Source organism: Halorhodospira halophila SL1, assembly GCF_000015585.1.
GTDB lineage: Bacteria > Pseudomonadota > Gammaproteobacteria > Nitrococcales > Halorhodospiraceae > Halorhodospira > Halorhodospira halophila.
The window spans coordinates 2,445,522-2,466,854 of sequence record NC_008789.1 but is presented as its reverse complement, the minus strand read 5'-3'; the positions used below and the strand labels follow the sequence as shown (position 1 = coordinate 2,466,854).

The 21,333-nt window shown below is 70.4% G+C and carries 15 protein-coding genes; 11 read left to right on the top strand and 4 right to left on the bottom strand.

The annotated features are described in order from the left end of the window. The first annotated feature begins 88 nt into the window (after window positions 1-88). Complete coding sequence (locus HHAL_RS11350; RefSeq protein WP_011815032.1) at window positions 89-5,779, top strand: excinuclease ABC subunit UvrA; 5,691 nt, start codon at window positions 89-91, stop codon at window positions 5,777-5,779. 76 nt (window positions 5,780-5,855) lie between these two features. Here the strand turns inward: HHAL_RS11350 and HHAL_RS11345 are convergent, their stop codons facing one another. Further along, a complete protein-coding gene (locus HHAL_RS11345) occupies window positions 5,856-8,252 on the bottom strand; it encodes a Tex family protein (RefSeq protein ID WP_011815031.1) in 2,397 nt (798 codons plus the stop codon). Window positions 8,253-8,404: 152 nt separating this feature from the next. Between HHAL_RS11345 and HHAL_RS11340 the strand changes: the two genes are divergently transcribed. Then, complete coding sequence (locus tag HHAL_RS11340) at window positions 8,405-8,890, top strand: REP-associated tyrosine transposase (protein WP_011815030.1); 486 nt, start codon at window positions 8,405-8,407, stop codon at window positions 8,888-8,890. Here the strand turns inward: HHAL_RS11340 and HHAL_RS11335 are convergent. After that, a complete protein-coding gene (locus HHAL_RS11335; RefSeq protein ID WP_011815029.1) occupies window positions 8,851-9,471 on the bottom strand; it encodes an RNA ligase partner protein in 621 nt (206 codons plus the stop codon). The genes HHAL_RS11340 and HHAL_RS11335 overlap by 40 nt on opposite strands. A 153-nt stretch (window positions 9,472-9,624) precedes the next feature. Between HHAL_RS11335 and HHAL_RS13675 the strand changes: the two genes are divergently transcribed. After that, window positions 9,625-10,080, top strand: a complete 456-nt coding sequence (locus HHAL_RS13675; protein ID WP_011815028.1) for a pilin — start codon at window positions 9,625-9,627, stop codon at window positions 10,078-10,080. Window positions 10,081-10,171: 91 nt separating this feature from the next. On the opposite strand, the gene HHAL_RS11325 is transcribed toward HHAL_RS13675, so the two are convergent. Beyond that, on the bottom strand, window positions 10,172-10,441 hold the full coding sequence (locus HHAL_RS11325; RefSeq protein WP_011815027.1) for a PP0621 family protein: 270 nt from the start codon (window positions 10,439-10,441) through the stop codon (window positions 10,172-10,174). Between the two features lie 158 nt (window positions 10,442-10,599). Here HHAL_RS11325 and sucC point away from each other — a divergent pair, with 158 nt between their 5' ends. The 4 genes from sucC (at window position 10,600) to glnB (ending at window position 14,719) form a co-directional block, all read left to right on the top strand. Continuing rightward, complete coding sequence (sucC, locus tag HHAL_RS11320) at window positions 10,600-11,775, top strand: ADP-forming succinate--CoA ligase subunit beta (RefSeq protein WP_011815026.1); 1,176 nt, start codon at window positions 10,600-10,602, stop codon at window positions 11,773-11,775. 25 nt (window positions 11,776-11,800) lie between these two features. After that, window positions 11,801-12,673 carry a succinate--CoA ligase subunit alpha gene (sucD, locus tag HHAL_RS11315; RefSeq protein WP_011815025.1) on the top strand — a complete coding sequence of 291 codons (873 nt, stop codon included), beginning with the start codon at window positions 11,801-11,803 and terminating at the stop codon, window positions 12,671-12,673. Between the two features lie 8 nt (window positions 12,674-12,681). Next, window positions 12,682-14,298, top strand: coding sequence for an NAD+ synthase (locus HHAL_RS11310; RefSeq protein WP_011815024.1), 1,617 nt, complete (start codon window positions 12,682-12,684; stop codon window positions 14,296-14,298). 82 nt (window positions 14,299-14,380) lie between these two features. Beyond that, the gene (gene glnB / locus HHAL_RS11305) at window positions 14,381-14,719 is read left to right on the top strand and encodes a nitrogen regulatory protein P-II (RefSeq protein WP_011815023.1); all 339 of its coding nucleotides are present in this window, start codon (window positions 14,381-14,383) and stop codon (window positions 14,717-14,719) included. A 23-nt stretch (window positions 14,720-14,742) separates the two neighbouring features. On the opposite strand, the gene HHAL_RS11300 is transcribed toward glnB, so the two are convergent. Next, the gene (locus tag HHAL_RS11300; RefSeq protein WP_011815022.1) at window positions 14,743-15,504 is read right to left on the bottom strand and encodes an outer membrane protein assembly factor BamD; all 762 of its coding nucleotides are present in this window, start codon (window positions 15,502-15,504) and stop codon (window positions 14,743-14,745) included. Window positions 15,505-15,572: 68 nt separating this feature from the next. Between HHAL_RS11300 and rluD the strand changes: the two genes are divergently transcribed. The 4 genes from rluD to clpB all read left to right on the top strand — a co-directional run bounded on the left by rluD (window position 15,573) and on the right by clpB (window position 21,255). Then, window positions 15,573-16,514 (top strand): 23S rRNA pseudouridine(1911/1915/1917) synthase RluD, encoded by a 942-nt coding sequence (rluD, locus tag HHAL_RS11295; protein WP_011815021.1) that lies wholly within the window; start codon window positions 15,573-15,575, stop codon window positions 16,512-16,514. Then, window positions 16,507-17,250 (top strand): peptidoglycan editing factor PgeF, encoded by a 744-nt coding sequence (pgeF, locus tag HHAL_RS11290; protein WP_011815020.1) that lies wholly within the window; start codon window positions 16,507-16,509, stop codon window positions 17,248-17,250. Before rluD ends, pgeF begins: the two co-directional genes overlap by 8 nt. Window positions 17,251-17,252: 2 nt before the next feature. Next, the gene (locus tag HHAL_RS11285) at window positions 17,253-18,539 is read left to right on the top strand and encodes a diguanylate cyclase (RefSeq protein ID WP_011815019.1); all 1,287 of its coding nucleotides are present in this window, start codon (window positions 17,253-17,255) and stop codon (window positions 18,537-18,539) included. A 103-nt stretch (window positions 18,540-18,642) separates the two neighbouring features. Continuing rightward, complete coding sequence (gene clpB / locus HHAL_RS11280) at window positions 18,643-21,255, top strand: ATP-dependent chaperone ClpB (protein WP_011815018.1); 2,613 nt, start codon at window positions 18,643-18,645, stop codon at window positions 21,253-21,255. The last annotated feature ends 78 nt before the right edge of the window (window positions 21,256-21,333 follow it).

Genomic DNA, 21,333 nt, shown 5'->3' with positions numbered 1-21,333 from the left:
TTCCGCCGCCTGAACGACATCCCGTGAACCGTACCGGCGTCGGCAGCCCCCGGGCTGTCGGCGCCGTCTTGTCTCTGGAAGCCTGACCGTGCGCGAACCGATCCGTATCCGCGGCGCCCGCCAGCACAACCTGCAGGGGCTCGATCTCGACCTGCCAGCCGGCGAGCTGATCGTCGTCACCGGTGTCTCCGGCTCCGGGAAATCCTCCCTGGCCTTCGACACGGTCTACGCCGAGGGGCAGCGCCGTTACGTGGAGACCTTCTCCGCCTACGCCCGGCAGTTCCTCGAGCGCATGGACCGGCCGCACGTGGAACGCATCGACGGCGTCCCCCCGGCCATCGCCATCGACCAGGTCAATCCGGTGCGCACGTCGCGCTCCACCGTGGGCACCATGACGGAGCTCTCCGACCACCTCAAGCTGCTCTTTGCCCGCGCCGCGCAGCCCTACTGCAGCGGCTGCGGTCGCCCGGTGCGCCCGGATACGCCGGAATCCGTGGCCGAGGGGCTCCTCGCCGGCGAGGGCGCGGCCCCCTGGCCGCCCGGGACCCGGGTGGCGGTGACCTTCTTCGTGGCGGTGCCCGACGGGCTCGACCGGGACGAGCTGCGCCAGATGCTCTCCAGCCAGGGCTACACTCGGATCTACGAGCGCCCGGGCGGCGTTGAGGTGGTCCAGGATCGTCTGCGGCTCGACGCCGAACGCCGCGGTCGGCTGATCGAGGCGGTGGAGATCGCCCTCGACAAGGGGCGCGGCCGTTGCCAGGTCTGGGCCCTGGGCGAGGACCGCGAGCCCGCCGGCGAGCCGCGCCGCTACTCGGCGACCTTCCACTGCGCCGGCTGCGATCGCGATTACCCGCGGCCGACGGCGGAACTCTTCTCCTTCAACTCCCCGGTCGGGGCGTGCGACACCTGCCGCGGCTTCGGTCGGAACATGGAGATCGACCCCGATCTGGTCATCCCGGACCCGACCCGCAGCCTGGCCGACGGGGCGATCAAGCCGTTCCGCGGCGGCGCCTCGGTGGAGTGTCAGGAGGATCTGCTGCGCGCCGCGCGGCGTCGCGGGGTGGCCGTGGACGTGCCGTGGCAGGAGCTGGACGCGGCGGATCGCCAGTGGGTCTGGGACGGCGAAGATCGCTGGGGCCGTTCGGGCAGGTGGTACGGGGTGCGCGGTTACTTCGACTACCTGGAGCGCAAGAGTTACAAGATGCACGTGCGCGTGCAACTCTCGCGCTACCGCACGTATCGGACGTGCCCGGACTGCCAGGGTGCGCGTCTGGTGCCGGAGGCCCTCGACTTCCGCCTCGGGGGGCGGCAGGAGGCCGACGCCGTCCTCGCCCCTGAGCAGCGCTTCCGGCCCCGCCACCTGGAGCTGGACGACGCGGCGCTGGCGGCCCTGCCAGGGCTGACCCTGCACGACTTGGCGACCCTGCCCCTGGAGCGGTTGCAGCAGTTCTTCGACGGGTTGGTGCTGCCGCCGCCGCTGGACGAGGCGGCGGCCACGGTCCTGGACGAGATCCGCAGCCGGGTCGGCTACCTCAACGAGGTGGGCCTCGGCTACCTGACCCTGGACCGCCAGTCGCGCACCCTCTCCGGCGGCGAGGTGCAGCGGATCAACCTGACCACCGCGCTGGGGACCTCGCTGGTCAATACCCTCTTCGTCCTTGATGAGCCGTCCATCGGCCTGCACCCACGGGATGTGGACCGGCTGGTGGGGATCCTCCAGCGCCTGCGCGACGCCGGCAACTCGCTGCTGGTGGTCGAGCACGATCCGCAGGTGATGGCGGCCGCCGACCGCATCATCGACATGGGGCCGGGGCCGGGCGAGCGGGGTGGCCGGGTGGTCTTCAACGGTGCCCCGGCGGAACTCTATGCGGCGGATTCGGCCACCGCAGACTATCTGACCGGCCGCCGGCGGGTCTCCCGGCGGGATGGTTGCGCCCCGGGTGCGTGGGGGGCTGGCGAGGAATTGAGCGAAGCGCGGCTCGCCGGCCGTACGCGCAGGGACGCGCGCTCGGCCGGGCCCGACGGCGCGGGGGAGAAGCGGAGCGCGTCCTCGCCGGCCCCCCACCAGGCTGCAGCTGCGGACGGCCCCGCGCTGACCATCCGCGGCGCCCGCGCCCACAACCTCCAGGGGATCGACGTGGCCATCCCGCTGGGCGGCCTGGTCTGTCTGACCGGGGTCTCCGGCTCCGGCAAGTCGACCCTGGCCGAAGACATTCTCTACCGTGGACTGCTGCGCCAACAGGGCGAGGCCGTTGAAGCCCCCGGCGAACACGACGGCATCGACGGCGCGGAGGCGATCACCGCCGTGGCCCTGGTCGATCAGTCGCCCATCGGCAAGAGTGCCCGCTCCTGCCCGGTCAGTTATACCGGCGCCCTGGATCCGATTCGCAAGCGCTTCGCCGCCGCGCCGCTGGCCCGGGAGCGGGGCTACACCGCCGGCGCCTTCAGTTTCAACGCCGGCAATGGCCGCTGCCCGACGTGCAAGGGCTCCGGCTTCGAGCATGTGGAGATGCAGTTCCTCTCCGACGTCTACCTGGCCTGCCCCGACTGCGACGGCCGGCGCTTCCGCGCCGAGGTGCTGGAGGTGCAGGTGGAGGGGCCCGAGGGGCGGCGCGCCTCCATCCACGAGGTCCTGGCGATGACCGCTGACGAGGCCGTCGAGTTCTTCGCGGACAGCCGGGAGGTGGTCCGTCGGCTGGAGCCGTTGCGCGCCGTGGGCCTCGGCTACCTGCGCCTGGGTCAGCCGGTACCCACCCTCTCCGGCGGCGAGGCCCAGCGCCTCAAGCTGGCCGGGCACCTGGCCGAGCGCGGCAAGGCCAAGGGTGGGGAGTCGGGCGCCGGTACGTTACTCATCTTCGATGAGCCCACCACCGGCCTCCACTTCAGCGACTGCCAGGTGCTGCTCGATGCCTTCCAGCGCCTGGTGGACGCCGGCTATAGCCTGCTGGTCATCGAGCACAACCTGGATCTGATCGCCAACGCCGACTGGATCCTCGACCTCGGCCCGGAAGGCGGTGAGGGGGGCGGCCGATTGCTGGCCAGCGGCACGCCGGCGCAGCTGGCGGCCCACGCTACGGATACCGGCCGCGCCCTGGCGGACGACTGGGCCAGTCAGGCCGTTGCGCCGGATGAGGGTGCGGGCGCGGCGGCCCTGCAGCACCCGGCCGTTGCCGAGGCGGCGGCGCCTTACACCGCGCCCGCCCCGGCGGCGATCGAGGTGCATCAGGCCCGCGAACACAACCTGCGCAACATCGACGTGACCATCCCCCGGGATCGGCTGACGGTGGTCACCGGCGTCTCCGGCTCGGGGAAGTCGACCCTGGCCTTCGACATCCTCTTCGCCGAGGGCCAGCGCCGCTACCTGGAATCGCTCAACGCCTACGCCCGGCAACTGGTGCAGCCGGCCTCGCGGCCCGACGTCGGGGCGGTGACCGGTATCCCGCCGGCAGTGGCCATCGAGCAGCGCACCAGCCGGGGTGGGTACCGCTCCACCGTGGCGACGCTCACCGAAATCTACCACTACCTGCGCCTGCTTTACCTGCGCCTCGGGGTGCAGTACTGCCCGGAGTGTCAAGTGGCCATCGAGGCCCAGACGCCGGTGGGGATCGCCGCGCGGCTGCTGCGCGACTACCGGGGTCAGCGGATCGTCTTCTACGCGCCCCTGGTGGTGGCCCGCAAGGGCATCTACAAGGAGCTGGCGGCCTGGGCCGCTGGTCGCGGGTACGAGGCGCTGCGCGTGGACGGTGAGCTCCAGCCCACCGCGCAGTGGCCGCGGCTGGACCGCTACCGGGAGCATGACATCGATCTGCCCCTGGGTAGCCTCGAGGTGCAGCCCGACGCCGAGGCGGCCCTGCGCGAGCGGCTGGAGGAGGCCCTGGACCACGGCGACGGGACCGTGCGCATCGCCCCGCAGGACGGGGGTGTCGAGGCGGAGCGGGTGTGGTCCACCCGCCGCGCCTGTCCGGGGTGCGGACAGGGGTTCGCTGAGCCGGACCCGCGGCTGTTCTCGTTCAACTCCCGCCACGGCTGGTGCAGCGGCTGCCACGGCACCGGGCTGCTGGTCCGCGACCCGGACGAGGCCGAGGCAGCGGAGCTCGAGGCGGCGCGGGTCTGTCCGGCCTGCCAGGGCGGGCGGCTCAACCCGGTGGCGCGGGCGGTCCGCTTCCACGGGCGGAGCATCACCGAGGTCACGGCCACCTCGGTGGCCGAGCTGCGGCCCTGGCTGGAGGGGCTGAGCCTGGACGACCGCGAGGCCGCCATCGGGGGCGACGTCATCGCCGAGGTCCGCGCGCGCCTGGCCTTCCTCGAGCGGGTGGGGCTCGGTTATCTGACCCTGGATCGCGCCGCACCCACGCTCTCCGGCGGCGAGGCGCAGCGCATCCGTCTGGCGGCGAGCCTCGGTGCGGGCCTGCAGGGGGTCTGTTATGTGCTCGACGAGCCGACCATCGGCCTCCACGCCCGGGATAACGCCATGCTCCTCGGGGCGCTGCGCGAACTGGCCGAGGCCGGCAACACCGTGGTGGTGGTCGAGCACGACGAGGAGACCATCCGCGCCGCCGAGCACCTGGTCGATCTCGGTCCCGGGGCCGGCCGCCACGGCGGGCGCGTGGTCGCCGAGGGCGATCTGGCGGCGGTGACCGGCAATGCGGACTCCCTCACCGGTCGGGTCCTGGCCCACCCGCCGCGCCACCCGACGCGGGCCCGCCGCAGCGAGGCCCCGGCCGCGCAGCTGACGGTCACCGGAGCCCACCGCCACAATCTGCAGCAGGTCGATGTGGCGCTGCCGCTCGGCCGCCTGATCGGCGTCACCGGGGTCTCCGGCTCGGGCAAGTCGAGCCTGGTGCGCGAGGTCATCGAGCCCAGCGTCCGGGCGCTGCTCGGCCGCAAGCGTGGCGCGCCGGTGCCCGAGCCGGTGGGATGCCAGGCAGTGGCCGGTACCGAGCACCTGCGGCGGGTCCTGGAGGTGGATCAGACGCCCATCGGTCGCACGCCGCGCTCCTGTCCGGCCACCTACGTGGGCATCTGGGATCCCATCCGCCGGCTATTCGCCGGTACGGAAGAGGCGCGTCTGCGCGGCTGGGATGCGGCGCGCTTCTCCTTTAACACCAAGGGCGGGCGCTGCGAGGCGTGCAGCGGCCAGGGGGTGAAGACGGTGGAGATGAGCTTCCTGCCCGACGTGAAGGTCCCCTGTGAGGTGTGCGGCGGGACCCGCTTCGACGAGGAGACGCGCCAGGTTCGCTATGCCGGCCACAGCATCGACCAGGTGTTGGCGCTGAGCATCGAAGAGGCCCAGGCCTTCTTCAGCGCCCATCCGCGCATCCATCACGTCCTGCGCCTGCTCTGTGACGTGGGGCTCGGCTACCTCAGCCTGGGGCAGCCCAGTCCGACCCTCTCGGGCGGTGAGGCGCAGCGGCTCAAGCTGGTGACCGAACTAGCCAAGGCGCGGCCGGTGGACGGCGGACCGGGTCGGGCCAGACAGGCGGCGCCGACGCTCTACCTGCTCGACGAGCCCACCGTGGGGCTGCACATCGCCGACGTGCAGCGGCTGACCGACGTCTTCCACGCCCTGGTGGACGCCGGGCATACGGTGGTGGTCATCGAGCACAATCTGGACGTCATCGCCGAGGCGGATCACGTCATCGACCTGGGCCCGGAGGGTGGCGATGCCGGCGGGTCCGTCGTCGGGTCGGGGGCACCGGAGGCGGTGGCGGCCATGGATACGCCCACGGGTCGGGCGCTGCAGGCCTTCCTTGCCGAGCGGGGGACGCAGGGCGGCTAAGGCGCCGCCCTGCGTCCGGAGTGCCGCCCCGGGGCGCGGCGACCGGCCGCCGCGCCCCGGAACCACCGGGTGGTCTTCAGGAGCGGGCCTTGCGGAAGGCCTCGGCCAGCGCTGTGGCGGTGGCGGGTTCGGCCTTTTCCTGCTTCTTGCCCTTCTTCGATCCGCGCCCGGTCGCCTTGTTGCCGGAGCCATCGCCCTTGCCCCGGGCGGCCGAGGCGCCCTTGCCATTGGCCCCCTTGCGGCCCCCCTCGGCCTGGGCGTTGGGGTCGTCGTCGAGGCGCATGGACAGGCCGATCCGCTGGCGCTCCAGGTCGACTTCCATGACCTTGACCTGGACGACGTCCCCGGTGCGGACCTTGTCGCGCGGGTCGCGGACGAATTCGTGGGCGAGGGCGGAGATGTGCACCAGCCCGTCCTGGTGGACCCCGATATCGACGAAGGCGCCGAAGTTGGCGACGTTGGTCACCGTGCCCTCGAGGACCATGCCCGGTTCCAGATCCTGGATTTTCTCCACCCCTTCGCGGAAGGCGGCGGTACGGAACTCGGGGCGCGGGTCCCGGCCCGGTTTGGCGAGCTCGCCGAGGATGTCGCGCACCGTGGGCTCGCCGAAGCGCTCGTCGGTGTACGCCTTCGGGTCGAGGCCGCCGAGGAAGCCCTCGTCGCCGATCAGATCGGCCACGCTCCGGCCGGTCTCGGCGCAGATCCGCTCGACCACCGGGTACGCCTCCGGGTGGACGGCGGAGGCGTCCAGCGGGTTGTCGCCCTGGGGGATGCGCAGGAAGCCGGCGGCCTGTTCAAAGGCCTTGGGGCCGAGTCGCGGGACCCCCTGGAGATCCTTGCGCGTGCGGAAGCGGCCGTTGTCGAAGCGGTGCTGGACGATCTTCTCGGCCAGGCCCGGGCCGAGGCCGGAGACGCGGGCGAGCAGCGGCGCCGAGGCGGTGTTGGCGTCCACGCCGACGGCGTTGACGCAGTCCTCCACGACCGCATCGAGCTTTCGCCCGAGGTGGCTCTGATTGACGTCGTGCTGGTACTGACCGACGCCGATGGACTTGGGCTCGATCTTCACCAGCTCGGCCAGGGGGTCCTGCAGGCGTCGGGCGATGGAGACCGCGCCGCGCAGGGAGACGTCCAGCTCGGGGAGTTCTCGCGAGGCGTGCTCGGAGGCGGAGTAGACCGAGGCGCCGGCCTCCGAGACCACCACCTTGTGGAGGCCCAGCTCCGGGTGGCGCTTGATCAGCTCACCGACCAGGGCGTCGGTCTCGCGGGAGGCGGTGCCGTTGCCGATGGCCACCAGCCCCACCTCGTGCTTGCGGGCCAGGTCAGCGAGGCTCTTGAGCGATCCCTCGGGGTCTTTGTTGCGGCTGGTGAAGGGGTGGATCGTGGCGGTATCGACCACGGCCCCGGTGGCGTCGATGACCGCGACCTTGACCCCGGTGCGCAGCCCCGGATCGAGGCCGATGGTCGGCCTGGGGCCGGCCGGCGCCGCCAGCAGCAGATCCTCCAGATTGGCGCCGAAGACGCGGATGGCTTCCTCTTCGGACTGCTCGCGCAGCTGGCGCTTGAGGGCCAGGTCGAGGTGGGTGGAGAGTTTCGCCCGCCAGGCCAGGCGAACGGTGCGCGCCAGCCAGGCGTCGGCCGGTCGGCCGTGGTCGGCGATGGCGAACCGCCGGGCGATGGCCGCCTCACCGACGCTGCGCTCGTCGCTCTCGCCGCGGGCCTCGGCGTCGGACCAGGCGATCTCCAGGCGCAGGATCTCCTCGCTCTGCCCGCGGAGCATGGCCAGGGCGCGGTGGGAGGGGATCTTGCGCAGCGGCTCGGCGTGCTCGAAGTAGTCGCGGAAGCGGGCGCCGTCCTTCTCTTTGCCCTCGGCCACGCGGCTGACCAGATAGCCCTTGCGCCAGCCGTAGTCGCGCAGTTCCTCAAGCAGGTCGGCATCCTCGGCGAAGCGCTCCATGAGGATCTGCCGCGCGCCGTCGAGGGCGGCCTCGACATCGGCCACGGCCGGGGTCTCCTGCCCTTCCTCGGCGGGTCCGGTGACGTAGGGCGCCGCCGCCTCCTCGGGGACCTGGCTCGGGTCGGCGAGGAGGGTGTCGGCGAGGGGCTCCAGCCCGGCCTCGCGGGCGATCTGCGCCTTGGTGCGGCGCTTCTTCTGGTAGGGGCGGTAGAGGTCCTCGACCCGGGTCTTGGTCTCGGCGGTCCGGATGGCCTCGGCCAGCTCGTCGGTGAGCTTGCCCTGTTCGTCGATGGCCTTGAGCACCGTCTCCTTGCGCTCGTCGAGCTCACGCAGGTAGGTCAGCCGTTCCTCGAGCGAGCGGAGCTGGCTGTCGTCGAGGCCGCCGGTGACCTCCTTGCGGTAGCGGGCGATGAAGGGGACCGTGGCGCCCCCGTCGAGCAGCTCGATGGCGGCCTCGACTTGCCGGTTGCCCACGCCCAGCTCCTGGGCGATGCGCTGCGGGATCGACTCACTGACCATCTTTCGTGAAACCTCGGTGCCGTGGAAAAGGCGCCATGATAACCGAGCCGTTGCCGGCTGCCAGCGCCGCGCGCCGCTGTGCCCCGGCCGATTGACAGCCGTTGGCGGCCTGGCACGATAAAGGGGCGCGACGCGTTCAGGGAGGAGCGCGCATGCACCAGGAGGTGTCCCCGCAGGGGCGGTGTGTCCGCTTCTGCCTGACCACGCACGGCCGCCATCCCTGGCTGGCCCGGCCGGAGGCCGTGCAGCGGCTGCGGACCGCTTTTCGGCAAGTGGCCCGGCGCCGGCCGCTGGTCTGGGATGCCGCCGTGGTCCTGCCCGATGCCGTCCACGGCCTGTGGCGGCTGCCCCCGGATGACCCCGATCCGCGCCCCCGCTGGCAGGCGGCCAAGGCCCACTGTACCCGGCATCTGCGCCACTGGCCCGGGCTGCCCCGCGGGCGGCTGTGGCGGCCCGGCGTGGCGTGGTGGGACGTGGATCCGGAGGCGTGGCGGGAGGCGCTGGACCACATCCACTGGGAGCCGGTCCGCCGCGGGCTGGTCGGCCGGCCCGAGGGGTGGCGCTACAGCTCCTACCGGCGCTGCCTGGCCGCCGGGCTCTACCCGGCGGGCTGGTCCGGCCCGCAGGGGGGCGCGTGACCGGGGTCGTCGCCGGCCAGGTTCTGCATCACCCCGCGCAGGTAGCGCGGGTTGACCAGCTTGATGCCGATGCGTTCGGCGAACTTGCGCATCCCCTCATCGGCGGAGACCAGCGTGGCGTCCAGCTCGTAGGCGAGCAGGACCACATCGATATCCTCGCGGGAATCGAGGATGCCGCGGCGCATGGCCTCGCGGTAGCGCTCGCGCAGCTGGGTGATCAGCTCCGGCGGCAGCGACTCCGCCTGACCCGCCTGCCGGGCGTGTTCCTCGGCGATGCGCAGGCCCCGCTGGATGCGGGTGCGCACCTCCTCGATGAACTCGTAGAGCACCTCCGAGGGGATGGTCATGGAGAAGCGCCGGGGCGAGCGGATGTAGACCTCGGTCTCGAATTCGGCACCGATCAGATCCATCGAGCGCAGGTTGCACAGTTCCTGATAGACCGGTCCGGGCATGTAGAACTCGGCGTCGGCGCGGCGTGCCAGCCCGAGGAAGACCGAGATGGCCTGCATCGGCTCTTCGTCGAAGCGCAGGTAGACGTCCGGGTTGGTGAAGACGCTGGTATCGAGCACGAATCGGCGCATGGCTCCGGGCCCGTCGTGGCAGGGTGTCTTCCGGCACGTTACAACCTGCGCGGCTTGATGACCATCAGCCCGGGCCTCCGCGACCCGCCGCGGGCGTAGCCGGAGCACAGTGTCACAAGTCATTCCGTTTCGGGTCTCACAGGGAGGTGAGCCATGAACACGTGTATCCGGCGGCGCTGGCGCTGCGCCGCCTTCACCCTGATCGAGCTGATGATCGTGGTGGCCATCATCGCCATGCTGGCGGCCATCGCGGTCCCCCAGTACCAGAGCTACGTCGCTCGCACCCAGTTCACCGAGGCGTTGACCCTGTTCGGTGGGGTGCGCACCGCCGTGGAGTCCGAGGTCCACCTCCGCGGCGCCGAAGGGGTCAATTCGGATTGGATCGAGGAGCAGGTGGGGGACGGCGGTGACTACATCAACGACATCGAGGTGCAGACCAATGCTGGCGACGTCGAGGTGCAGATGACCTTCGCGACTCAGGGGGTCAACGCTGAACTGGCCGGTCAGAGCGTGACCTTTACGGGCGCGGAATGGGACGAGGGCGGGGCGTGGTCGTGTGATCTCCCCGACGACCTGGCGCATGTGGCCACCGGCCTGTGCGCCGAATGATCGGCTCCAACTGAGCCGAGCCGGCTCCTCCTGTACGGGGTCGCGCTTGGTGGGGTGTGCCGGGGGCTCTGGGACGCCCCGGCGCGCCTTTCTACCGGGGGCGGACTGGGGGCTCGTCCCGCCCGAGCTGCCGGTGCTCCGGCGAGCAGAAGTAGACGCCCTCCCGGGGGTAAGCGGCGGAGCGCGGCAAGAAGACGCCGCATCGCGCGCAGCGCACCATCTCCTCGGTATGTGCGGACTCGCCGGAGCTGCCGGTCTGGCCGCGTTCCTCGCTATCTTGACGCAGGCGCTTCTGGAGCAGGCTGCGTGCCCCGATCCAGGCAAGGATGATCAGGATGACAAGAAGGATCTGGCCTAGCATGCACGTGCGCTTCCGTGATTACCTTGAGCCCTCGGGCTTCGAGGCCCGGGCGCGCGGCCAACCAAATTGGCACGGCCGGACGGTTTTGAAAAGCGCCGGCCGCTGAACCACTATAATCGACCGCCCGGCGACCGCGACCCCATGGGAGGAGCTGTTCAATGAATCTTCATGAGTTCCAGGCCAAGCACCTCTTCACCGAGGCGGGGATCGCCATCCCCCGCGGGTATGTGGCGCGCTCCAGCGCCGAGGCCCGTGCCGCTGCCGAGCGGCTCGGTGGCTCGGCCTGGGTGGTCAAGGCCCAGGTCCACGCCGGGGGGCGCGGCAAGGCCGGTGGCGTCCGGGTGATCCAGGAGGGCGACGAGATCGAGCGCTACGCCGACTCGCTGCTGGGCGAGCGGTTGGTCACCCACCAGACCGATGGGCGCGGGCAGCCGATCCACGCCCTGCTGGTCGAAGAGGGTCTGGAGATCGCCCGCGAACTCTACCTGGGCGCCCTGGTCGACCGGGCCAGCCAGCGGGTGGTCTTCATGGTCTCGGCCGCCGGCGGTATGGATATCGAGGAGGTGGCGGCCAGCGAGCCCGAGCGCATCCACACCGTGCGGGTCCATCCGGCCGCCGGGCTGCAGCCGTACCAGTGCCGTCAGCTGGGGTTCGCCCTGGGCCTCGACAAGGCCCAGGTGGGGGATCTGACGCGGATGATGCAGGGGCTCTACCGCCTGTTCCTGGAGCGCGATCTGTCGCTGGTCGAGATCAACCCGCTGATCGTCACCGGGGAGGGCCGGCTGCTGGCCCTGGATGCCAAGGTGACCGTGGACGACAACGCCGTGGAGATCGGCCGGCAGTCGCAGATCCAGGACATGCGCGACCTCACCCAGGAGGACGAGACCGAGGTCCGGGCCGCCGAGCACAACCTCAACTACATCACCCTGGACGGCAACATCGGCTGCATGGTCAACGGGGCCGGTCTGGCCATGGCCACCATGGACGTGATCAAGCTCCACGGCGGGGCCCCGGCCAACTTCCTCGATGTCGGCGGCGGTACGAACGCCGAGCGGGTGGCCGAGGCCTTCAAGATCATCCTCTCCAGCCCCTCGGTGGAGGGCATCCTGGTGAACATCTTCGGCGGGATCGTCCGCTGCGACATGATCGCCGAGGGCATCGTGGCCGCGGTGCAGGACGTCGGGGTGGAGGTCCCCGTCGTCGTCCGGCTGGAGGGCACCAACGTCGAGCAGGGCAAGCAGATCCTCGCCGACAGCGGGCTCGACCTCATCCCCGCCGACGACTTGGCGGATGCCGCCGCCAAGATTGTCGATATCGCCGGTCAGGTGGCCTGAGCCCCAGGCAAGAGAGGAGCAGAACATGAGCATTCTCGTCGACCAGAGCACCCGGGTGCTCGTGCAGGGGTTCACCGGCAAGCAGGGGACCTTCCACGCGGAGCAGGCCATCGCCTACGGCACACAGGTGGTCGGCGGCGTGACCCCGGGGCGGGGCGGCGGCACCCACCTGGATCGCCCGCTGTTCAATACCGTCCGCGAGGCGGTCGCAGCGACCGGCGCCGACGCCTCGGTGATCTACGTCCCGGCCCCCTTCGCCGCCGACGCCATCCTCGAGGCCGCCGACGCCGGGATCCGGGTGATCGCCTGCATCACCGAGGGCATCCCGGTGCTGGACATGCTGCACGTCAAGGAGGCCCTGCGGGGCGAAGACGTGGCGCTGATCGGGCCCAACTGCCCCGGGGTCATCACCCCGGATGCGTGCAAGATCGGCATCATGCCCGGGCACATCCACCTGCCCGGGCGGATCGGCATCGTCTCCCGCTCGGGGACCCTGACCTACGAGGCGGTCAAACAGACCACGGACATCGGCCTGGGGCAGTCCACCTGTGTCGGCATCGGTGGCGACCCGATCCAGGGGATGTCGTTCGTCGACTGCCTGGAGCAGTTCGAGGCCGACCCGCACACCGACGGGGTGGTCATGGTCGGTGAGATCGGCGGCAGCGCCGAGGAGGAGGCCGCCACGTTCATCCGCGACCACATGAGCAAACCGGTGGTCGCCTACATCGCCGGGGTGACCGCGCCGCCGGGCAAGCGCATGGGTCACGCCGGGGCCATCATCTCCGGCGGCAAGGGGACGGCGGATGACAAGTTCGCCGCCCTGGAGGCGGCCGGGGTGGCCACCGTGCGCTCGCCGACCGAGATCGGCGAGCGCATCCGGCGGCTGGTGGCGGGCTGAGGCAGACCATGCGCATCGTCGTCGCTCAGCTGCCCTTTCCCGTCGGTGCCTTGGATGACAACGCCCGGCGGATCATCGATGCCATCGGCCGGGCGCGGGACGAGTTCGGGGCCGACTTGGTGGTCTTCCCCGAGCTGGCCGTCACCGGTTATCCGCCCGACGATCTGCTGCTGCGCAGCGACTTCCACGCCGCGGTGGAGCGGGCGCTGGCCCGGATCGCTGCGGCGTGCACGGGCGTCACCGCCCTGGTCGGGGCCCCGCTGCACCGCCACGGCGTGGTGCGCAATGCCGCCGTGGCCCTGGCCGACGGCGCCGAGGTGGGGGCGGCTTACAAGCGCTGCCTGCCGAGTTACAGCGTGTTCGACGACAACCGCCACTTCCGTGCCGGCGATGCCCCCTGCCTGCTCGAGGTCGCCGGCCGGCGCATCGGGGTGGCCATCTGCGAGGACATCTGGGCGGCGACGCCGGCCGCCGAGGCTGCAGCGGCCGGGGCCGAGCTGCTGGTCAGCATCAACGCCTCCCCGTTCCACGACGGCAAGCAGGCCGAGCGTGAGGGGGTCGCGGCTCGGCGGGTGGCCGAGACCGGGGTTCCGCTGCTCTACGCCAACCTCGTCGGTGGTCACGACGAGGTGGTCTACGACGGCGGCTCGTTCGCGCTGGACGATACCGGTGCGCTGAGCGCACGCGCCCCGGCCTTCGCCGACGGGCTGTATGCGCTGGACTGGCAAGGGGGTGCGCTGCACGGCGAGCAGGCCGAGGCCGTCGAAGGGCCGCCGGCGGTCTACCAGGCGCTGGTGCGGGCCACCGCCGACTACGTCCGCGGCAACGGCTTCTCCGGCGTTGTGTTGGGGCTCTCCGGGGGGATCGACTCGGCGCTGGTGGCCGCGGTGGCCGCCGACGCGCTGGGCGGGGATCGGGTGCTGGCGGTCATGATGCCCACCCGCTACACCGCCGAGCGCAGCCTGGAGGACGCCCGGGCGGCGGCCCAGGCCCTGGGGCTGGAGTATCGGAGCATCCCCATCGAGTCGCTCTTCGCCGACTACGAGCAGGCCCTGGCCCCCCTCTTCGCCGGGCGGGAGGCGGATGCTACCGAGGAGAACATCCAGGCGCGCATCCGGGGCAACTGCCTGATGGCGCTCTCCAACAAGCTGGGGTTGATGCTGCTGGCCGCCGGCAACAAGAGCGAGCTGGCGGTTGGTTACGCCACCCTCTACGGCGATATGTGCGGGGGGTTCGCACCGCTCAAGGACGTCTACAAGACTGACGTCTACCGCCTGGCCGAGTACCGCAATAGCCTGGGGCCTGCCGTGCCCGCCGCCATCATCGAGCGCGAGCCCACCGCGGAACTGCGCGCCGATCAGCGGGACAGCGACAGCCTGCCGCCCTATCGGGTGCTTGATGCCGTGCTGCGCCAGTATCTGGAGGACGACGCCGCCGAGCACGAGATCCGCGTCGAGGGGCTGGACGCGGTGGAGCTGTGCCGGGTGATCCGGCTGCTCTACCGGAACGAGTACAAGCGCCGCCAGGCGGCCCCCGGGGTCAAGGTGACCCGGCGCGCCTTCGGGCGGGACCGCCGATATCCGATTACCTCGGGCTGGTCCGGTTGTCAGGGCTGCAGCGACTAGCTCACGCTACCCTGAGGGTGGAGTCCAGAGCCCGAAACACTGAACCCAGAGCCATTGCGCCCCATCCCAAGGAGCTGCTCGCATGAAGAAAGTCGAGGCGATCATCAAACCCTTCAAGCTCGACGACGTCCGTGAGGCACTCTCGGACATCGGGATCACGGGCATGACCGTTACCGAGGTCAAGGGGTTCGGCCGTCAGAAGGGGCATACCGAGCTGTATCGGGGCGCCGAGTACGTGGTCGATTTCCTGCCCAAGATGCGACTCGAGGTGGTGGTCTCGGACGCCGACGTGGATCGTTGTGTCGAGGCCATCACCCAGGCCGCCCAGACCGGCAAGATCGGTGACGGCAAGATCTTCGTCACCAACGTCGAGCGGGTGATCCGGATTCGTACCGGGGAAGAGGACGAGAACGCCATCTAGCCCGGGTTGGGGCGGGGCGCCGCCTACCGCCCCCCGAGCTCCGGGGCGGGCACCTCGTGGCGTTCCCGCAGCGCCCGCTCTACGTCCTCGTCCAGGGGGTCGAGCCCGAGTCGGCGGTAGGACTCGGCCAGCATGCCCATGGCCTCGGGGACGGCCGGGGTCCCGGGGTACCGGGCGATGATCGTCCGCGCTCGGTTGGCCGAGGCGATGTAGGCGCTGCGCTCCAGGTAGAAGCGTCCGACGTAGAGTTCGTGCTCGGCCAGCGCGACGCGGATCTGTTCCATGCGCTCGACGGCGTCGTCGATATACTCGCTGTCCGGGTACTGCTCGGTCAGTTCGCGGAAGTCGGCAAAGGCGCGACGCTTCGGTTCCGGGTCGCGCAGGTTGGCGTCGACGTTGAACAGATCGCCCAGACCGCCCGGCCCCTGGGCTTGCCGGGAGACGCCGCGCATATAAAGCGCGTAGGCTACATGCTCGTTGCGCGGATGCATGCGCTGGAAGCGCTCCGCTGCAGCGATGGCCGATTCATGCTGGCCGGCCAGGTAGTGGGCGTAGATGATCATCAGCTGGGACTGCACGGCGTGCGTGCCGAAGGGGTAGCGCGCCACCAGGTTCTCGAAGCGCTCCACGGCTTGCGAATAGTTCCCGGAGCTCAGGCTGCTGCGGGCGTCGGTATAGAGCTCCTCGACGCTGCGCTCGGCGGCCCCGTCGGGGTCAGTCCCGGCACAGCCGGTTGCAAGGAGTGCCACCAGGGCGATCGTCGCCCAGCGCTGAATGCGGTGCATGATTTCCGTGACTCCGCGGCCTGTGCAGGCCCGTCATTGTAGCGATAGCAAAGGCTCGTACTATACGTATGGAACGACCCCGTCACCAAGCCGCCGTACCCGAGGGGCTGGCCGGCCAGCGCCTGGATCGGGTGCTGGCGGCGCTCTTCCCCGATTATTCGCGCAGCCGTTTGCAGCAGTGGATCCGGGCCGGCTGGATCACCGTCGACGGCGCGGTCCGCCGGCCCCGCGATCCGGTTCATGCCGGTGAGCAGATCAGCGTGGACGCCGAGCCCGAACCGGAGACCCCGCTGGCGCCGGAACCCATCCCGTTGCGCCTGCTCTACGAGGACGACCACCTGCTGGTGGTGGACAAGCCGGCGGGCCTGGTGGTTCACCCGGGGGCGGGCAACCCCGGCGGCACCCTGGTCAACGCCCTGCTCCATTACGACCCCGGGCTGGAGGCGCTGCCCCGTGCGGGGATCGTCCACCGGCTGGACAAGGAGACCTCGGGGGTGTTGGTGGTGGCCCGGACCTATGCGGCACACCACGCACTGGTGGCGCAGCTTCAGGCGCGCACGGTGGGGCGGGGTTACCAGGCGGTGGTCGTCGGGCGCCCCACCGCCGGGGGGCGAGTGGACGCCCCCATCGCCCGTCACCCGCGGGACCGCAAGCGCATGGCCGTGGTGGAGACCGGTCGTCCGGCGGTGACCCACTACCGCGTTGCCGAGCGGTTCACGGCCCACACCCTGCTCGATGTGGAGCTGGAAACCGGGCGCACCCACCAGATCCGCGTGCACATGGCGCACTGCCGGCTGCCGTTGGTGGGCGATCCCGTCTACGGGCGCCGGCCGGTCTACCCCAAGGGGGCGAGCGAGACCCTGCGCGCCGTGCTCGACGGCTTCCGCCGTCAGGCCCTGCACGCTCGGCATCTGCGCCTTGAGCACCCGCGCACCGGAGAGGCGATGCACTGGGAAGCGCCGCCGCCAGACGACTGGGAGCGCCTCTTGGAGGTCCTGCGCCATGGCTGAGTGCCCCGTTCTGGCGCCGCAGTGGCCCGTGCCGGATGGTGTTCGGGCCCTGACCACAGTGCGCTCCGGCGGTCACAGCGCTGCGCCCTGGGCGAGTTTCAATCTGGCCACGCATACCGGGGACGATCCCGCGGCGGTGGCTGCTAACCGCCGCCTGCTGCGCGATTGCGCCGAATTGCCGGCCGACCCAGTGTGGCTCGAGCAGGTCCACGGGGCCGAGGTGGTCGCGGCCCACCGGGTGGCACGCGGAGTCCGAGCCGATGCGGCCTGGACCGACCGCGCCGGGGTGGTCTGTGCCGTGCTCACCGCGGACTGCCTGCCGGTGCTCTTCGCCGCCCGGGACGCTCAGGTCGTGGCCGCCGCCCACGCTGGTTGGCGCGGTCTGGCCGGGGGTGTGCTCGAGGCCGTGGTCGCGGTGCTGCCAGTGCCTGCCGCTGAGCTCCACGCTTGGTTGGGGCCGGCCATCGGCCCGACCGCTTTCGAAGTGGGGCCAGAAGTGGTCGAGGCGTTCACCGCCCGAGATCCCGGTGCTGCAGAAGGTTTTATCCCCGGCGCCGCGAATCGCTGGTACGCTGACCTCTACCGTCTGGCACGGCGCCGCCTGCAGGCGGCCGGAGTGGCCGCGGTACACGGCGGAGGCTGGTGCACGTACACGGATCGGGCGCGCTTCTTCTCCCATCGCCGGGATGGACCGACCGGCCGGATGGCAAGCCTGGTCTACCGAGAGGAGCCGTGAGCATGGTCGAGGAGCAGCGCGTCGCCGATTGCGTCCTGGTGGTGGAGGATAGCCGTGCCGTGGCCGGCTGGCTGGCCGGGCGCATCGAGGACGCCCTGGGCCTGCGGGCGCTGGTCGCCGGCAGCCGCGCAGCGGCTCGGGAGTGGCTGCACACCCATGCGGAGCGCATCAGTGCCGCGGTGCTCGATCTGGATCTGCCGGATGCGCCCCACGGCGAGGTGGCCGGGGACCTGGTGGAGCGGCAGATCCCGTCGGTGGTCCTGACCGCCACCATCGAAGACGACCTGCGCGACCAGCTCGTCGCCGCCGGCGTCTGCGATTACGTCCTCAAGGACGCCCCGGATGCCATTGACTCCGTGCTGCGCACCCTGCATCGCATCCATCGCAACCACGACATCGGGGTGCTGGTGGTTGACGACTCCCGCTCGGCGCGGGCCTATCTGGTCCACCTCCTCGGCCGCTGGGGGTTCTGTTGCTACGAGGCCGGCGACGGCGAGCAGGCGCTGCAGCAGATCGACGCCGAGACCGACACCCCCATCCGGCTGGTCCTCTGCGACCAGAACATGCCGGGGATGGACGGCATCACCCTGATCCGGGAGCTGCGCCGTCGACACACCACGCAACGGCTAGGGATCATCGGGGTCTCCAGTCACGGCTCCGGGCTGCTCTCCGCGCGGCTGCTCAAGGCCGGGGCCGATGACTTCCTGACCCGCCCTTTCCTCGAAGAGGAGCTCAGTGTCCGCGTCAATCAGAACGTGGACCTCATGGAACTGCTGCGCGAGGCCCGGGAAGGGGCCCGGCGGGATCCGCTGACCGGGTTGCACAACCGGCTCTACCTCGACGAGATCGCTGAGCAGCTGGGCGAGACGGCGCGGCGCACCCAGCAGCCGCTGGGGGCGCTGGTGGTGGACCTCGACCACTTCAAGTCGATCAACGACCGCCTGGGCCACTTCGGCGGTGACACGGTGCTCAAGCGGGTCGCTGACCAGCTGCGCGATACCGTCCGGCGTGCCGACGTGCTGGTCCGTTCTGGGGGCGAGGAGTTCTACATCCTCACCCTGGGGATCGATACGGCCGGTGCCCGAACCCTAGGCGAACGGATTCGCAACGGCATCGAGACGCTGGAGCTGGTCTATGAGGGCGAGACCATCACGACCAGTGCCAGCGTCGGGGTGGCCGTGCTCGAGGGCGGCTCGGTGGAGGAGGCTCTGAAAGCCGCCGATCTGGCCATGTACGAGGCCAAGCGCCAGGGGCGCAACCGCGTCGCGGTCCTGCCTGAGACGGATTGAAAACCCATCCTCGCCGCCCCATCTATCCTGACAAGGGTCAAGCCATCGCCAACGTGCGGTGAACCGGATCGTCGGCCCGACATGCGGCCAAGGGGGTAGAGCAATGCGGATGGACAAGCTGACCACCAAATTCCAGATGGCCATCGCCGAGGCGCAGAGCCTGGCGGTGGGCCGTGACCACCAGTTCATCGAGCCGGTTCACCTGATGATGGCCATGCTCGATCAGGAGGGCGGCGGCGTTCGTCCGCTGCTCCAGCAGGCCGGGGTCAACCTCAACAAGCTCCGCTCCCAGCTCGGGGAGGCCCTGGAGCACATGCCGCAGGTCACGGGGACCGGCGGGGAGGTGCACCTCTCCAACGAGCTGGGGCGCCTGCTCAACCTCACCGACAAGCTGGCGCAGAAGCGCAAGGACCAATACCTCTCCAGTGAGCTGTTCATACTCGCCGTGCTCGAGGATGGCAAGAGCCGCTTGGCGCAGATCCTCGAGCAGGCCGGCGCGGCCAAGGCGCCGGTGGAGCAGGCCGTCGAGCAGGTGCGTGGCGGTCAGGCTGTGGACGATCCCAACGCGGAGGAGCAGCGCCAGGCGCTGGAGAAGTACACCATCGACCTGACCGAGCGCGCTGAGCAGGGCAAGCTCGACCCGGTGATCGGCCGCGACGACGAGATCCGGCGCACGGTGCAGGTCCTTCAGCGCCGGACCAAGAACAACCCGGTGCTCATCGGCGAGCCGGGTACCGGCAAGACGGCCATCGTCGAGGGCCTGGCCCAGCGCATCGTCAACGCCGAGGTGCCGGAGGGCCTCAAGAACAAGCGCGTCCTCTCCCTCGATCTGGGCGCACTGCTCGCCGGGGCCAAGTACCGCGGCGATTTCGAGGAGCGCCTCAAGGCGCTGCTCAAGGAGCTCGGCCAGCAGGAGGGGCAGATCATCCTCTTCATCGACGAGCTCCATACCATCGTCGGTGCCGGCAAGGCCGAGGGCGCCATGGACGCCGGCAATATGCTCAAGCCGGCCCTGGCCCGGGGCGAGCTCCACTGCATCGGTGCGACCACCCTCAACGAGTACCGGGAGAACATCGAGAAGGACGCCGCCCTGGAGCGCCGCTTCCAGACGGTGCTGGTGGATGAGCCCAGCGTCGAGGATACGGTGGCCATCCTGCGCGGGCTCAAGGAGCGTTACGAGGTTCACCACGGCGTCGAGATCACCGACCCGGCCATCGTCTCGGCGGCGACGCTGTCGCACCGTTACATCACGGACCGCAACCTGCCGGACAAGGCCATCGATCTGGTCGACGAGGCGGCGTCGCGGATCCGGATGGAGATCGACTCCAAGCCGGAGTCCATGGATCGGCTTGAGCGCCGACTGATCCAGCTGAAGATCGAGCGTGAGGCACTCAAGAACGAAAACGACGACGCCTCCCGGAAGCGGCTGGCGACCCTCGAGGATGAGATCAGCGAGCTGGAGCAGGAGTACCAGAGCCTCGAGGAGATCTGGAACTCCGAGAAGGCGGCCGTCGAGGGCACGCAATCGATCAAGGAGGAGCTCGAGCGCGCCCGCCAGGAGGTCGAGACCGCCCGTCGGGCCGGTGACCTGCAGCGCATGTCCGAACTCCAGTACGGCCGCATCCCCGAGCTGGAGCGGCAGCTGGACATGGCCGCCCAGGCGGACATGTACGACATGAAGCTGCTGCGGAACCGGGTTACCGAGGAGGAAGTCGCCGAGGTGGTCTCCAAGTGGACCGGCATCCCGGTCTCCAAGATGCTCGAGGGCGAACGGGACAAGCTCCTGCGCATGGAAGAGGCGCTGCACGAGCGAGTGGTTGGTCAGGACGAGGCCATCGGCGCAGTGGCCAACGCCATCCGTCGCTCCCGGGCCGGGCTGTCGGATCCGAATCGGCCCAACGGCTCGTTCCTCTTCCTCGGTCCGACCGGCGTGGGCAAGACCGAGCTGTGCAAGGCGCTGGCTGAATTCCTCTTCGATACCCAAGAGGCCATGGTGCGCATCGACATGTCCGAGTTCATGGAGAAGCACTCCGTGGCCCGGCTGATCGGCGCCCCCCCGGGGTACGTCGGCTATGAGGAGGGCGGCTACCTGACCGAGCATGTGCGGCGCAAGCCGTACTCGGTGATCCTCCTCGACGAGGTGGAGAAGGCCCACGCAGACGTGTTCAACGTCCTGCTGCAGGTGCTCGACGACGGCCGCCTGACCGACAGCCACGGCCGTACCGTGGACTTCCGCAACACGGTCATCGTCATGACCTCGAACCTCGGCTCCGAGGTCATCCAGACCATGGCCGGTGAGGAAGAGGAGAGCTACCAGCGGATGAAGAGCTCGGTGATGGACATCGTCGGGACCCAGTTCCGCCCCGAGTTCATCAACCGCATCGACGAGGTGGTGGTCTTCCGGCCGCTGTCCCGGGAGCAGATCCGGGCCATTACCAGCATCCAGGTCCGCTATCTCAGTGAGCGGCTGGCCGAGCGCGACATGGCCCTGGAGCTCAGTGAGGTGGCCCTGGACCGGATCGGTGAAGCGGGCTTCGACCCGGTCTACGGTGCCCGCCCGCTCAAGCGGGTCCTGCAGCACGAGGTGGAGAACCCGCTGGCCCGGGAGATGTTGCAGGGCAACTTCGGGCAGGGCGATCGCATCCGTGTCGACGTGCAGGACGGCGAGTTCCGCTTCGAACGCGGCGAGCCGGTGATCGAGGGCGAGGTGGTCTGAGAGCCGACCGCCGCCCGCGGTCACGCCCGAGCGGTGCCGGACTGTGCCCGGAGGAGGCCCTCCGGGCACAGTCGTGTC

Bases quoted from the DNA above. Each gene is read 5' to 3' on its own strand.
- sucC (WP_011815026.1), top strand. From the start codon at position 10,600: ATGAATCTTCATGAGTTCCAGGCCAAGCACCTCTTCACCGAGGCGGGG.
- HHAL_RS11340 (WP_011815030.1), top strand. From the start codon at position 8,405: ATGCACCAGGAGGTGTCCCCGCAGGGGCGGTGTGTCCGCTTCTGCCTG.
- HHAL_RS11335 (WP_011815029.1), bottom strand. From the start codon at position 9,471: ATGCGCCGATTCGTGCTCGATACCAGCGTCTTCACCAACCCGGACGTC.
- sucD (WP_011815025.1), top strand. From the start codon at position 11,801: ATGAGCATTCTCGTCGACCAGAGCACCCGGGTGCTCGTGCAGGGGTTC.
- HHAL_RS13675 (WP_011815028.1), top strand. From the start codon at position 9,625: ATGAACACGTGTATCCGGCGGCGCTGGCGCTGCGCCGCCTTCACCCTG.
- HHAL_RS11325 (WP_011815027.1), bottom strand. From the start codon at position 10,441: ATGCTAGGCCAGATCCTTCTTGTCATCCTGATCATCCTTGCCTGGATC.
- clpB (WP_011815018.1), top strand. From the start codon at position 18,643: ATGCGGATGGACAAGCTGACCACCAAATTCCAGATGGCCATCGCCGAG.
- HHAL_RS11300 (WP_011815022.1), bottom strand. From the start codon at position 15,504: ATGCACCGCATTCAGCGCTGGGCGACGATCGCCCTGGTGGCACTCCTT.
- HHAL_RS11285 (WP_011815019.1), top strand. From the start codon at position 17,253: ATGGTCGAGGAGCAGCGCGTCGCCGATTGCGTCCTGGTGGTGGAGGAT.
- glnB (WP_011815023.1), top strand. From the start codon at position 14,381: ATGAAGAAAGTCGAGGCGATCATCAAACCCTTCAAGCTCGACGACGTC.
- HHAL_RS11345 (WP_011815031.1), bottom strand. From the start codon at position 8,252: ATGGTCAGTGAGTCGATCCCGCAGCGCATCGCCCAGGAGCTGGGCGTG.
- pgeF (WP_011815020.1), top strand. From the start codon at position 16,507: ATGGCTGAGTGCCCCGTTCTGGCGCCGCAGTGGCCCGTGCCGGATGGT.
- HHAL_RS11310 (WP_011815024.1), top strand. From the start codon at position 12,682: ATGCGCATCGTCGTCGCTCAGCTGCCCTTTCCCGTCGGTGCCTTGGAT.
- rluD (WP_011815021.1), top strand. From the start codon at position 15,573: ATGGAACGACCCCGTCACCAAGCCGCCGTACCCGAGGGGCTGGCCGGC.